Origin of the sequence: Rhodobacter sp. NTK016B, from assembly GCF_017303295.1 — a bacterium.
GTDB lineage: Bacteria > Pseudomonadota > Alphaproteobacteria > Rhodobacterales > Rhodobacteraceae > Pararhodobacter.
The window spans coordinates 236654-250143 of sequence record NZ_JAFKOK010000005.1 but is presented as its reverse complement, the minus strand read 5'-3'; the positions used below and the strand labels follow the sequence as shown (position 1 = coordinate 250143).

The 13490-nt window shown below is 66.0% G+C and carries 13 protein-coding genes and 1 riboswitch; of the genes, 4 read left to right on the top strand and 9 right to left on the bottom strand.

The annotated features are described in order from the left end of the window. Positions 1-29: 29 nt before the first annotated feature. Genes JI664_RS08865 through JI664_RS08840 form a run of 6 tightly spaced genes read right to left on the bottom strand, consistent with a single transcriptional unit; the run spans position 30 to position 7246 of the window. Positions 30-1238, bottom strand: coding sequence for an acetyl-CoA acetyltransferase (locus JI664_RS08865; RefSeq protein WP_207013349.1), 1209 nt, complete (start codon positions 1236-1238; stop codon positions 30-32). Then, positions 1235-2164, bottom strand: coding sequence for an NAD(P)H-dependent flavin oxidoreductase (locus JI664_RS08860; RefSeq protein WP_207013348.1), 930 nt, complete (start codon positions 2162-2164; stop codon positions 1235-1237). The genes JI664_RS08865 and JI664_RS08860 overlap by 4 nt, the downstream gene beginning before the upstream one ends. Then, on the bottom strand, positions 2164-3846 hold the full coding sequence (paaN, locus tag JI664_RS08855) for a phenylacetic acid degradation protein PaaN (protein WP_207013347.1): 1683 nt from the start codon (positions 3844-3846) through the stop codon (positions 2164-2166). The genes JI664_RS08860 and paaN overlap by 1 nt, the downstream gene beginning before the upstream one ends. Further along, entirely contained in the window at positions 3846-4256 is a 411-nt protein-coding gene (locus JI664_RS08850) for a lipocalin-like domain-containing protein (RefSeq protein WP_207013346.1), read from the bottom strand. The genes paaN and JI664_RS08850 overlap by 1 nt, the downstream gene beginning before the upstream one ends. Then, positions 4256-5740, bottom strand: a complete 1485-nt coding sequence (locus JI664_RS08845) for a carotenoid oxygenase family protein (RefSeq protein ID WP_207013345.1) — start codon at positions 5738-5740, stop codon at positions 4256-4258. Before JI664_RS08845 ends, JI664_RS08850 begins: the two co-directional genes overlap by 1 nt. 12 nt (positions 5741-5752) lie before the next feature. Next, positions 5753-7246, bottom strand: a complete 1494-nt coding sequence (locus tag JI664_RS08840; protein WP_207013344.1) for a carotenoid oxygenase family protein — start codon at positions 7244-7246, stop codon at positions 5753-5755. A gap of 171 nt (positions 7247-7417) precedes the next feature. On the opposite strand from JI664_RS08840, the gene JI664_RS08835 reads away from it, so the two are divergent. The 4 genes from JI664_RS08835 (at position 7418) to thiD (ending at position 10235) form a co-directional block, all read left to right on the top strand. Then, a complete protein-coding gene (locus JI664_RS08835; protein WP_207013343.1) occupies positions 7418-7774 on the top strand; it encodes a YigZ family protein in 357 nt (118 codons plus the stop codon). 127 nt (positions 7775-7901) lie between these two features. Continuing rightward, positions 7902-8792, top strand: a complete 891-nt coding sequence (locus JI664_RS08830) for a LysR substrate-binding domain-containing protein (RefSeq protein WP_207013342.1) — start codon at positions 7902-7904, stop codon at positions 8790-8792. 25 nt (positions 8793-8817) lie between these two features. Then, positions 8818-8945, top strand: a riboswitch (TPP riboswitch). 34 nt (positions 8946-8979) lie between these two features. Then, positions 8980-9429: an NUDIX hydrolase gene (locus tag JI664_RS08825; RefSeq protein ID WP_207013341.1), complete on the top strand. Its 450-nt coding sequence runs from the start codon at positions 8980-8982 to the stop codon at positions 9427-9429. Continuing rightward, positions 9426-10235: a bifunctional hydroxymethylpyrimidine kinase/phosphomethylpyrimidine kinase gene (gene thiD, locus JI664_RS08820; protein WP_207013340.1), complete on the top strand. Its 810-nt coding sequence runs from the start codon at positions 9426-9428 to the stop codon at positions 10233-10235. The genes JI664_RS08825 and thiD overlap by 4 nt, the downstream gene beginning before the upstream one ends. Here thiD and thiE read toward each other — a convergent pair. From thiE to thiC, 3 genes are read right to left on the bottom strand one after another with little or no spacing between them, the layout of a single operon-like run. Continuing rightward, entirely contained in the window at positions 10224-10862 is a 639-nt protein-coding gene (gene thiE / locus JI664_RS08815; protein ID WP_207013339.1) for a thiamine phosphate synthase, read from the bottom strand. The genes thiD and thiE overlap by 12 nt on opposite strands. Next, positions 10859-11668, bottom strand: a complete 810-nt coding sequence (gene thiM / locus JI664_RS08810; protein ID WP_207013338.1) for a hydroxyethylthiazole kinase — start codon at positions 11666-11668, stop codon at positions 10859-10861. Before thiM ends, thiE begins: the two co-directional genes overlap by 4 nt. After that, positions 11665-13467, bottom strand: a complete 1803-nt coding sequence (thiC, locus tag JI664_RS08805; protein ID WP_207013337.1) for a phosphomethylpyrimidine synthase ThiC — start codon at positions 13465-13467, stop codon at positions 11665-11667. Before thiC ends, thiM begins: the two co-directional genes overlap by 4 nt. Between the last annotated feature and the right edge of the window lie 23 nt (positions 13468-13490).

Here is a 13490-nt window from a genome sequence, read left to right as displayed (position 1 = left end):
CGGTCGCCCGGCGCGATGGCCTTGGCGTCTTACTGCGCCTCGACCACGAAACTCACCACGGTGCCGAACGAGCCGCCGATATTCAACGTCTGCATCCGTTGGGCCCCCTCGATCTGCATGGCTTCGGCCTGACCCAGCACCTGCCGCGCCGCGTCGCGCAGCATCCGCGTACCCGTCGCGCCGACCGGATGGCCGCAGCCGATCAGCCCGCCCGACATGTTCACCGGGCAGCGGCCCCCCGCCTCGATGCTGCCATCCTCGACTGCCTGCCAGCTTTGCCCCGGCGGGGTCAGCCCCAGATGGTCGATGGCGATGTATTCGGTGGTGGTGAAACAATCATGCGTCTCGACCCCGCTCACCGCCTCGATCCCGGCGATCCCGGCGCGGCGCCATGCATCCTCGATGGTCTGGCGCACATGCGGAAAGACGTAGTCGCCCTGCCGTTCAAGCTTGTCGCGAAAGCGCAGCCCGGCATTGCGATGGCCCCAGCCCGCGATCCGCGCCGCGCGCTTGCCGGTGCGGCGCGACCATTCCGCCGCGAAGGCGGGCGAGGCCAGAACCAGCGAGGCCGCACCATCGGTGATCTGCCCGCAATCCTGCCGCCGCGTGCCCGGCTCGATCACCGGGTTGGCGTTGTCGTCATCGGTGAAGCTGAGCGCGTTGAAAGCCCAGCCGCGTGTCTGCGCCAGCGGATTATTTCGGGCATTCCCGTAATTCAATTCGGCGATCCGGTTGAGATGGCGCCGGTCCAGCCCATAGCGCGCGTCGTATTCCTGCGCGGCCAGCCCGAACACGGCGGGCCACAGGAAGCGGCAGTCAATATCCTCGTGCCCCTGCCAGCCGGCGGCGTTCTGGTTGACCGAGGCGGCGTCCCCCTTGGTGTTCTTGAACTCCTCGGCACCGACGACCAGCACGCAATCGTAGCGCCCCGCCTCGATCTCGGCCATCGCCGCCAGCACGGCGAGCGAGGCACTGGCGCAGGCCCCTTCGTGACGCATCGCCGGAACACCCCAAAGCTCGGGCACCACCTGCGCGACCATGGCGCCCAGATGCGCCTGCTGACGCTGCATCTCGCCGAATGCGTTGCCGACATGGATGCTCTCGACCTGATCGGGCGTGACCTGCGCGTCTTCCAGAACGTCCAGAACCGAGTCCCGGATCATGTCCGAGATATCCAGCCCCTCGCGCGACCAGGCGCGGGCGAAATCACTTTGCGCGGTGCCAAGGATGAAAGTCATGCGACGCTCCGGTCCAGCCGCGACGACAGGCGTCCGCGCGCGGCGTCATATTCCGCTTCCAGCCGCGCGACGATGGCCGAGGCTGGTTCCGTCCCGGTTACCGCGCCGACGCCCTGCCCCGCCGACCAGACATCGGCCCAGCGCTTGCCTTTCAGGCTCTGGCTGCTGTCATAGGCGCGGCCCGGCGCGTCGGGCATGTCGTCGGGGTCCATCCCGTTGTCGCGCAGCGACGGCTTCAGCCAGCTTGCCGGGGTGCCGGTGATCCCGGCGCTAATCAGCAGATCCTCGATCTGGGCGGCGGCCAGCATGTCCTTGTAGGCTGCGGGCGCCATGCTTTCCTCGGCGGCGATGAAGCGCGTGCCCATATAGACATAATCCGCTCCCGCCGCGATCGCCCCGGCAATGCCCGCGCCATCGGTAATACCGCCGCCGACGATGACCAGACCGTCGAAAAAGGCGCGCACCGCGCTGACAAAGGCAAAGGGCGACAGCATCCCGGTATGACCGCCCGCCCCGGCGCAGATACAGGCCAGCCCGTCCGCCCCCGCCGCGACCGCCTTGCGCGCCAGCGCAACGCTCGTCACATCGGCGATCACCTTGCCGCCATAGGCATGCACCGTCTCGATGGCCGGTTTCGGCGATCCCAGCGCGGTCACGACGAAGGGCGGCTTGTGCTTGTCGATCATCTCGAGATCCTGCGGCAACCGCGCATTCGAGGAATGCGTCACCAGATTGGCGCACCATGGGGCCTCGCCGACCTCGGCCCGGATCCGGGTCATCCAGTCGTCGAGCTGTTCGATGCTGCGGCAATTGGGCGTCGGAAAGGCACCGACAATCCCGGCTTTGCAGGCGGCGATCACCAGTTCGGGACCCGAGACGAGGAACATGGGCGCGGCGAATACCGGCAGGCGAAGCGGATCAGCCATTATCGGACCTCTCGGGACGGCGGAACAGGACGGCGGGATTGAGTGACGGCAAAGCGCGAGGCGACGAAAGCCAGCGTGGTCAGCGCCGCATTGCCCGCGCCGTTCAGCCCGGTGACGTGGTAATCGCTATAGGCGGCAGCGAAATTGAGCGGCATGGCGCCGGTCAGGTTGATGGTCAGCTGCGCACCGGCGCGGGAATAGGCGTCTTCGGCGCGGGCAATCAGATCCTCGTCCCGGGCATAGAGAAAGCCGGTGATCCCGCCTTTCTGCGCCGCATCCGTCGTGGCCTGTTCCAGCGCATCCTCGGCCGAGTCGCAGTCAATGACGAAGCCGATCGGGCCGAAGCGTTCCTCGGCATAGAGATCGCGCGCCTCTTTGCCCAGCTGCACCAGAAGCGGCGTCGCGGTGCGGGCGCCGGGGAAATCGGGATGCTCATAGCGGCGGCTATCGAGCAGCACCTTGCCCCGCGCGCGTCCCTCGTCGCGCATCCGCGCGATCAGGTCCAGCGTTCCCGCCCCCTGCACTGTGGCAAGGATCATCGACGCGCGGCGCGGATCCTCTGTCAGGCGGGCGATGGCGGCAGCCAGCCGCGTAGCGACCTCTTCGCGTGCAACCGGGCCATCGGACGTGTCGATCTGCGGCGGCAGATAGACATTCTGCGGGCTCGTGCACATCTGCGCCGAGAACATGCACATGGTCGTCGCCAGCGAGCGGATCGCCGCGTCCAGATCCTCGGCCCCGGCCAGCACCACGGTGTTGCAGCCCGAGGTTTCGGTGAAAGCGATGGCGGGATGGGCGTTGGCCTCGACCCACTGACCGAAACGGGCCGAGCCGGTGAAATCGACGATGGCGCAATCGGGATGCTTGATCAGCACCTTGCCCAAGGGCGCGTCGAGCGTATCGAGACACAGCGTCACAAGGTTTGGATCGAAGCCCTGCTCGTCCAGCAGGTCACGAAAAACGCGAACGGTGATCGCCATCGGCAAGACGCTGGCGGGATGCGGCTTGACGATCACCGCGTTGCCGGTGGCAAGGCTGGCAAGCATCGACGGCCACGCGTTCCATGTCGGAAAGCTTGCGCAGGTGAAGCAGACCGCGACGCCGCGCGGCACCAGCCGATAGGTCTTTTCCAACGAAATCTCATCACGACCGAACCGCCGCGCCCAATGCGCCTGCGGCGTGACCGCGCGCATCGCCTGTTCGGCATAGACCAGCGCCTCGATCCCGCGATCGAGCGCGTTCACCCCCGACCCGGCATAGGCCATGTTATAGCTCTGGCCCGCCGTATGCATGACCGAATGGACCAGCGTGAACAGATGGTCGCGGTAGAGCCGGTCGAGCCCCTCCATCAACAGCATGAGGCGGGTGTCGACCCCGGCGGCGGCCCAGCCCGGCATCGCGGCCTTGGCGGCGGCAAACAGCGCGTCGGAGTCGGCCTGCGGATAGGTGATGCCAAGGGGCTCTTGCGTATAAGGCGACAGCTCTTCGCCCGCCTGCCCGGTTACGCCCGGCAGATCCAGCGCGAAGGGCTTGCCCAGCATCGCCTCGAACGCGGCCTGCCCCGCGGGGGCGGCGCTTTCTGCATCGGGGTAGAGCTTGGGCATTTCGGGATAGGGCGACCAGCAGGCGCGCTCGGCACAGGCCTGACGCGCGCGGTCGAGTGTGGCGGCGTGATCGAACATCAGCGTCTCCAGCGCAGGCGATGATGACGGGGACCTTCCTGCGCCGACAGGGTCAGCGCGCCGCCCTCAAGGTCGATGCGGCGCACCTGTTCGGTGCCGGGAAAGTCGGGATTCAGGCTGTGGGTGACGGCATGGACGACATGGGGAATGCCCTCGCGCTCTTCGATCCGCCACGTGCCCGCGTAGTGAAAATAGCTCTCAAAGGCGGCGATCCGCTCGGCATCGGGCGCCTTGCGCGGATTGCCGGTCGACCAGCGCGGACGATCCGCGCGGGCGATGCAGGCCGACATGAAGCCATCGTCGGTATAGCAGATCATCCCGGTCGGGGACTCGCCGAAGGGATGCGTGACGCGCCCCTCCGTTTCGATCTCCCAACCGACCAGATGCCAGGTTCCTCCCAGATCCGGCATCAGGCCACCTGCGCCGCACTCAGCTGATCTTCGCGCACCCAGCAGGAATGGAAGCCATGCGGCACCCGCTGCGGCACGATCACCCGCGCGATGGGACCTTTCGAGATGTCGCGCGCATCGGTGACCCAGACTTCCGATCTGTTGGCCAGCCCGTTCCACACGAAGCCCACGACATAGCCGTCATCTTCTTCGACCGCCCCGTCGCGCGGCGCGAAGGGCGCTTCCGAGAACCAATAGCCCTCGCCCGGGTGATAGGCGACGGCAGCGCCGGTCTGCAGGTCGTATTTCACCAGCCCGGCGAAATGCGGCTGTTCAAGCGTGCGCGGACGCCCCATCAGAACGTTATAGGTGTAGCGGTTCTTCACCCCCTGAAAGCGGGTGTTGATCATCGGGAATTCGGTGTTGAGGATGTCGTCAACAACCCCTTCGCGCGTGGCCCCGGTATCGAGGTTCATGCGCCACTGATACAGCTCGTAATCCGTGCCCTGTGTGCCGATGGTAAACAGCAGCCGCTGCACATCCAGCCCGCCATCGTAGCCGCGCGGCATGGCATAGGGCGTGCCGAGCATGACCAGCTCGCGTTCGCCCTGCGCGTTGGTTTCCTCCCACGCATTCGAGACATGCAGCATGTAGCGCGGGCTGAACTCGAACCAGCGGATCTGATCGGGCGTGCCGTGCCGGGGGATGACGGCAAAACGGGTCGGCCAGTCCTGATGGAATTCCAGCGAATAGCGGCCCCGTTGCAGCGCCTCGCGGTTATTGACCAGCGGGAAGTCGTGCAGGATCGTGAAATTCGGCGTGATCGCGCAATCATGCGGCAGGCGCGGCCCCGGCAGCTCGACCGGCATGAAGGTTTTCAGCGCGCCATCCGGCCCGATCACCCCGTAATGCATGTAGGGATGGCGGTTGCCATAGGCGAAGAACACGAATTCGCCCGTCGCCTCGTCGATCCGGCTGTGGGCCGAGATCTGCAATCCCACCAGCCGGGGGTCCTGTTCCAGCTTGCCCAGCGTCTGCAGGCTGCCGGGATCGACGGTATAGACCGCGCCGCCCCGGTACCACATCGAATAGAGCTTGCCGTTGTGGAACTTCACATCGGTATTCGCGGTGTTCTTCAGCGCGTCATCGGGCAGCGTGCCATCGGGCATCCGGTCCTTGAGCCCCGGCCACAGCGCGCGCCCGGCCTCGCGTTCGGCTTTCAGACCGTCGGTTTCCACCATCCGGTTGCGATAGGTGGCGCGGCCCCCCTGAAAGCGCACCGCGTGCAGCATCCCGTCGCCGTCGAACCAGTGATACTTCCCGTGCGGCGCATGAGCGGGCGAGGGCCCGTTGCGCACATAAAGACCGTTCAGATCCTCGGGCAGTTCGCCGATCACTTCCAGATCCTGCGCTTCGATCTCGCTATGGATCGGCGCGAAGGCCCCTTGCATCGAGGCATTCTCGACCAGCCAATCCTGTTCGGCGGGTATCGTCTCGAGTCCCATGGTTTTCCTCCCTCAGCCCATGGCCGCGCGCGCCAGAATCCCGCCATCGCGGAAATCGGCACCGTTGGCCCAGCATGAATGCGTCCCGCTCGCCAGCTGGTGCGGAAGCTGCAGCTTGCAGACCGCCCCCTTGTCGAAATCCTTCGCGTCGATCAGCCAGACTTCGGACTTGCCGGTCTTTTCGTTGATCACGAAGGTCACCAGATAGCCGTCATCCTCGGACGTGGCGCCGACGCGCGGTGCAAAGGGCGCCTCGCTGGCGTAGAGCCCCTCGGGCAGGGTCAGCTGCCAGCTTTCGCCCGTTTCGAGGTCGTGCTTCACATAGCCGTTGAAGATGAACCAGCCGGGCACCTGCACCGCCGAATAGGCGTAGCGATAGGGCTTGCCCGCGTATTTCTGGTTGATCATGCCGAATTCCAGCACCCGGTCGTCCAGCCGCTCTTCGCGCGTCTCGCCGGTCTTCAAGTTAAAGCGCCAGCGATGCAGCTTGGTGCCCATCTTGTGCTGGTCGAGATAGGACATCATCCGCTCGTAGCCCGGCTTCGCCCCCTCGTAATTCGTGGGCATCGGGTCTTCCTGAAAATACCCGTCGAGCACGATCTCGTCGCCGTCTTCATAGGCGTTGAGCCAGTGCAGCACGAAGGTCGGCGCGGCCTCGAACCACTGGACATCCTCGGCCCCGCCCCGGCGCGGGATCACCGCGAAGCGCGAAGGCTGGTCCTTAAAGAACCGCACCACATGCTTGTCGCGCTTCAGTAGCTCGGGGTCCCAGTGCAGCGGGAAATCGTTGAGGATCGCGTAATTCTTGGTGAAGGCCATGTCATGCGGTAGGCGTGGCCCCGGCAGCGGCACCGGCGTGTAATGCACCAGCCGGTCGCTGCGATCGACGACGCCGTAATGCATGTAGGGCGGCGTCTTCGAATAGTTGAAGAACAGCAATTCGCCAGTTTCTTCATCCACCTTGGTATGGGCCGAGATGCCGTGTTCGGGCGACCAGTCGGGCACACCCTGCTGATCCAGCGTCAGCGGGTCCATGCGGTAGCCTTCGCCGCATTGGAAATAGGTCGATAGCGCCTTGCCGGCATGAACAACCACATCCGTGCTGCTGGCATCCTTCAGCGCGCCATGCGCGCCCCAGCCGGGGCGTTTGGACAAAGCCGGGTCTTCCATCAGCCCGGCCCAAAGCCGCCCGCCGCTTTCGATTTCGGCCTGCAAGCCCTTGGTTTGCACGAAACGATTACGATACTGCACCTTTCCTTCGCGAAAGGCCGCCAGATGGATCATCCCGTCCCCGTCGAACGGATGGTACCGATCCATGGATTGATGCAACGGATTCTGCGTGTTGCGCAGGTAGACCCCGTCGATATCGGTCGGGACCTCGCCTTCCAGCAAAATTAGGTCATCAGCGTTGACCTCTTGATGCAGCGGAGCCCAGGGACCTTGCAGATAGGGGTGATCTCCCGGCTCGATCGTGCCGGAGTATTCTTTGACCACGTCGTGGCTCATGACACTCCTCCCGTAGCATCAGGAAACTTCACTTACGTTATTGTACTATTGATTCCGACAAAACATGACTCTGTCAACAACTTTTCCGCGACGCGGTTTCGACAGCACCCGCCCGGCCCCGCATGGGCCGCGCTTCTTGCCCCGGCCCGGTCCGGGCGGTAAGCCTGCTTCATGCGCATTCTGGACAACGTGATCTCGGACCGAGGGTCGAAATACGCCGTTTCCGGCGGCCCCTGCGCGTCCGAGGACGAGGCGAAAACCTTCATCAAGACGCTGTGCCGCAAGAAGAAATTCGCCAAGGCCACGCACAACACATGGGCGCTTCTGACCGATGAGGCACCGATCAAGAACGACGATGGTGAAGCCGGGGCGGGCATGGTGATCCTGCGGATGCTCGAACGCGAAGAGCTGCGTGATCACATCATCGTCGTGACGCGCTGGTTCGGCGGCAAGCATCTGGGCGGCGACCGATTCCGCCACGTTCAGGACGCGGTGCGGATGTATCTCGACGATCTGCGGTCGTCCTGAAGACCCCCATTAGGAAACGCTGACGGACCGGGGACGCGGCCCGCATCCCCTTGCCTGCCAGCACGCGCGGGATAAGACTTTCGCATCCCGAATACGAGCCACCCAAGACTTCACAGGATCGCAAACAATGCCGAGCTTTGACATGGACGCCCTGCGCACGATCGTGGTCGGGACCGATCTGGGCAGCTTTGCGCGCGCGGCGGTGCAGCTTGGGCGGTCGCAATCGGCGGTCAGCATGCAGCTGAAAAAGCTGGAACATCAGGCCGGCGCGCCGCTGTTCCTGCGCAAGGGACGCGGGCTTGTTCCGACCGAGGCGGGCGAAGCGCTGATTGCCTATGCGCGCCGAATCATCGCCCTGAATGACGAGGCAGCGCAGCAATTGGGTGCCGCAAGCCCGGCGGCAACGGTCCGTCTTGGCCTGCCGCAGGATTTCTTCGACGACGTCATGCCCGCGACGCTGACGCAGTTCACGCGCGAGAATGACGACGTTCATGTCGACATCCGCGCGGGCGACAACCACCGGCTTGCCGACGAGGTCCGCGCCGGGCGCCTCGATGCGGCGATTGCCTTTTTCCGTCCCGGCAGCGCCGCCGAGGGCGAAACGCTCTGCGAATTGCCGATGCGCTGGTTCGCCCACCGCGACCGGGCCGGGCGGTCTTGGCCCCAGCCACTCCCGCTTGTGCTGTTCGACCATCCCTGCCTGTTCCGGCAGGCGACCCTCGCCGCGCTGGATCAAAGCCGGATCCGATGGCGCGCGGCGCTGACCACGCCCAGCCTGCCCGCGATCTGGGGGGCGCTGCGCTCGGGGCTGGGGATTGCGGTCCGCACCGATCACGGCAAGCCCGAGGATATCGTGGCGCTGACCGATCACCCCAACTTGCCCGCCCTGCCAAATATCGAGGTGCGGCTGCTGCGCGCTCCGGACCTTTCGCGCATAGCCGAAAGGCTGGCCGATACCCTGCGCGCCGAAACGCTGACGCATGTCGCCCCCGGTGCGGCGCCGCGCGAGACCTGTTGAACCCGCAGCGTATCTTGGTAGGATGAGACACACCGAGGGGGGTCCCGACAAGGGGCTGAGATATTGCTGGCCGGACACCACGACCGCGCAGCGCAGTGACCCTTAGAACCTGATCCGGATCATGCCGGCGAAGGGACAGGACCGCAGCGCTTTCTTGCCCTTGCCGGCCTCATTGCCCGAGGCCGCCATGCCAAACCCACAGACACCCGACCACCCGATCCCCGCCGTGCTGGCCGTCGTCATCCGGGGGGATGACATTTTGCTGGTGCGCCGCGCCAATCCGCCCGATGCGGGCCTGTGGGGCTTTCCCGGCGGCAAGATCGACAAAGGCGAGACGCTTCAAACCGCCGCCCTGCGCGAATTGCACGAAGAAACCGGCGTCACCGCCAAGGCGCTGCAGGTCTTCACCGCGCTCGATGCGTTCGACCGGGACGCGGCCGGGATGCTACGGCGCCATTTCATCCTGATCGCCGTTTTGTGCGAATGGACCGGGGGCGAGCCGGTCGCGGGCGATGACGCGCTCGAGGCGCGCTGGGTCGATCTGGCGGGGCTTCCGAACTCGGGCCTGCCGCTCAGCCGAGACGTGGCCGATGTCGCCGCGCAAGCCGCCGCGCTGCTGGCGGAGGGCGGGGCATGATCGCCAATATCCTCAGCATCGCGGGCACCGATCCGTCGGGCGGGGCCGGGATTCAGGCCGATATCAAGGCGATCTCGGCGCTTGGCGGCTATGCCTGTTCGGCGATCACCGCCGTGGTCGCGCAGAATACCCAAGGGGTGCGGTCCTTCGTGGCGCTTGAACCCGCCTTCGTCGTGGATCAGATCGATGCGGTCTTCGACGATGTGCGGATCGACGCGGTCAAGATCGGCATGATCGCGAATGCCGCGATTGCCGAGGCCGTGGCGGACCGGCTGCGGCACCATAGTGCGCGCAATGTGGTGCTCGACCCGGTGATGGTGGCGAAAAGCGGCCATGCCCTGCTGGCGCCCGAGGCGGTCGCCGCAGTGCGCGACCTGCTGGCGCCATTATCCACAATCATCACGCCGAACCTGCCCGAGGCCGCCGTGCTGCTGGGCCGCCCCGACGATTGGGATACCGGGTCAATGCGCGCGGCCCTGCCCGCGCTGCAGGCGCTGGGGGCGGACTGGGTGCTGCTGAAGGGCGGTCATCTGACCGAGAGCGCCGACAGCACCGACCTGCTGGCCGGGCCCAGTGGCGTCACCGCTTTTCCCGCGCCACGCATCGCCACGACCAACGACCACGGCACCGGCTGCACGCTGTCTTCAGCCCTTGCCGCGCTGCTTCCCCGGATGGCGGTGCCCGAGGCGGTTGCGCAGGCCAAGGCCTATCTGAGCGGCGCGCTTGCGGCCAGCGACGCGCTCGATGTCGGCCGAGGCCATGGGCCGGTGCATCATTTCCACGCGCTCTGGCGGTCAGCGGGATAAAGCGTCGATCTCCTCGCGCATCGCCTGCGCCGCGGTTTGCGGATCGGGCTGGCCGCAGATCGCCGACACCACCGCGATGCCCCGCGCACCGGCGGCGAAGGCCTGTGCGATATGTTGGCGTTTCATCCCGCCGATGGCGACCGCCGGGACCGGGCTGGCCGCGACCTGCGCCGCCAATCCGTCAAAGCCGACCGGGCGCTTGTGGTCCTGTTTGGTGGGCGTGGCAAAGACCGGCCCGGCGCCGATGTAATCGATCAGATGCGGATCGACCGCCGCAGCCAGCGCGGGGCTTTCCACCGACAGGCCCAGAAGCATCGCCTTCCCGATCCGCGCGCGGGCCTCGGCCACGGCCATATCGCCCTGCCCGATATGCAGGCCATCCGCGCCGATCGCGACCGCAGCCTCGACATCGTCGTTGACGATCAGCCGCGCCCCGCTTCCCGCAAGCGCGCGTTTCAGGGCTCGGCCGGTTTCGATCATTGCCGCCGTGCCGCCCGTCTTGTCGCGCAGCTGGACCATCGTCGCGCCGCCCGCGACCGCCCGGCGCGCGGTTTCCACCATCCCGATCCCGGCGCAAAGGCCGGGATCGAGCACGAGGTACAGCGACAGGTCGAAAGACGGCTTCATGCCGCGACACTTTCCAGCGCGCGGATTTTGACCTCGGCCCCCAGCGCTTCGGGAGTCACGGCGTGCAGCGCGTCGAGGAAACGCGGCGCAAAGCTGCCCGGCCCCTGCGCCCCCTCATGCGCGCGGCGCCCCGCAACGGCGAAATGCGCCAGCGCCGCAATGGTGGCGTCGAACGGGTCATCCGCAACCGCCGCATAGGCGCCGCACAACCCGGTCAGGGAACAGCCCAAGGCGGTGTTCATCGGCATATAGGGCGAGCCGCCCGCGATCCGTGCCGCGCGCGTGCCGTCGGTGACGAAATCGCTCTCGCCCGTCACCGCGACCACGCCCCCGGTCTGCACAGCCAGCCAGCGTGCCGCGTCTTCCGCGAGGCTCACGCTGTCGCGCCCGTCGACGCCCTGCCCCTGACTGGCCTCGCCCGCCAGCGACAGGATCTCGGACGCGTTGCCCCGGATGATCGTCGGTTTCAGCGCCACCAGATCCGCCGCCGTCCGGCGCCGCAGCGCCGTGGCCTGACAGGCGACGGGGTCCAGAACCCACGGTTTCCCGGCGGCCTGAGCCCCCTCAATCGCCGCGCGCATCCCCGACAGGAAGGGCGAGGACAGCGTGCCGATATTCACCGTCAGCGCACCGGCGATGCGGGCAAATTCCCCGGCTTCCTCGGCATCCGAGACCATCGCAGGCGAGGCCCCGGCGGCCAGCAGCACATTCGCGGCGATGTTCATGGCGACATAGTTGGTAATGCATTGCACCAGCGGCGGCGCGGCGCGCAGCGCGGCCAGCAATTCCTGAGGTGACTGGCTCATTTCACGTCCTCCAGCGGGATATACAGATCTCCGCCTTCGCGGAACTTCTCGGCCATCTTCTCCATCCCCTCTTTCTGGGCCTCGGCGCGGATGTCGTGGCTGATCCGCATCGAGCAGAATTTCGGCCCGCACATCGAACAGAAATGCGCGACCTTGTGGGCTTCCTTGGGCAGGGTCTCGTCATGCATCGACCGCGCCGTTTCAGGGTCGAGCGACAGGTTGAACTGATCTTCCCACCGGAACTCGAATCTTGCGCGTGACAGCGCATCGTCGCGGGCCTGCGCCGCCGGATGTCCCTTGGCCAGATCGGCGGCATGAGCGGCGATCTTGTAGGTGATGACGCCGGTCTTCACATCGTCGCGGTCGGGCAGGCCCAGATGTTCCTTGGGCGTGACGTAGCAAAGCATCGCGCAGCCGAACCAGCCGATCATCGCCGCGCCGATACCGCTGGTGATATGGTCGTAGCCCGGCGCGATATCGGTCGTGAGCGGCCCTAGGGTGTAGAACGGCGCCTCGGCGCAGGTGGCGAGCTGCTTGTCCATATTGGCCTTGATCTTGTGCATGGGCACATGGCCCGGCCCTTCGATCATGACCTGACAATCCTTGGCCCAGGCGATCTGCGTGAGTTCCCCCAGCGTCTCCAACTCGGCAAACTGCGCTTGGTCGTTGGCATCGGCGATCGAGCCGGGGCGCAACCCGTCACCCAGCGAGAAGCTGACATCATAGGCGCGCGCGATGTCGCAGATCTCGTCGAAATGCTCGTAGAGGAAGCTCTCGCGGTGATGGTGCAGGCACCATTTCGCCATGATCGACCCGCCGCGCGATACGATCCCCGTGACCCGGTCGACCGTCATCGGGATCATGTGCAGCCGCACGCCCGCATGGATGGTGAAGTAATCCACCCCCTGCTCGGCCTGTTCGATCAGCGTATCGCGGAAGACCTCCCAGCTCAGATCCTCGGCAATGCCGCCGACCTTTTCCAGCGCCTGATAGAGCGGCACCGTGCCAATGGGCACGGGGCTGTTGCGCAGGATCCAGTCGCGGATGTTGTGGATGTTGCGCCCGGTCGACAGGTCCATGACCGTATCTGCGCCCCAGCGGGTGGCCCAGACCATCTTTTCGACCTCTTCGGCCATCGACGAGGTGACGGCGGAATTGCCGATATTGGCGTTGATCTTGACCAGAAAGTTGCGGCCGATTGCCATCGGCTCGGCCTCGGGGTGGTTGATATTGGCGGGGATGATCGCCCGTCCCTTGGCCACTTCGTCACGCACGAATTCGGGCGTTATGAAATCAGGGATCTCGGCGCCGAAATCCTCGCCGTCGCGCAGCAGCGCCTCCTTGGCGGCCTTGCGGCCCATATTCTCGCGGATCGCGACGAATTCCATCTCGGGCGTGACGAGGCCCGCGCGGGCATAGGCCATCTGCGTCACCGCGCGACCGCCGGAAGTCCGGCGCGGGGCGTGGCGCACCGGGAATTCCGGCACCAGCCGCGCGCCATCGGCAAAGCCGTTATCCTCGGGCCGGACATGGCGACCGTCATAGCGTTCGGTATCGCCACGAGCGTCAACCCAGCTCTCGCGCAGACGCGGCAGCCCGCGGTCGATGGCGATCCGGGCATCGGGATCGGTGTAAGGGCCAGAGCTGTCATAGACAGACACCGGCGGTTCGCCCGAGGTCGGGTGCAGGTCAATCTCGCGCATCGGCACGCGGATATCGGGGTGCAGCACGCCCGCCTGCCAGACGCGGCGCGAGGCGGGCAGCGGGCCCGTGGTAACGCTTGGGGTCAGGTCTTTCATCGGTCGGAGCCTCCATAGCTCGA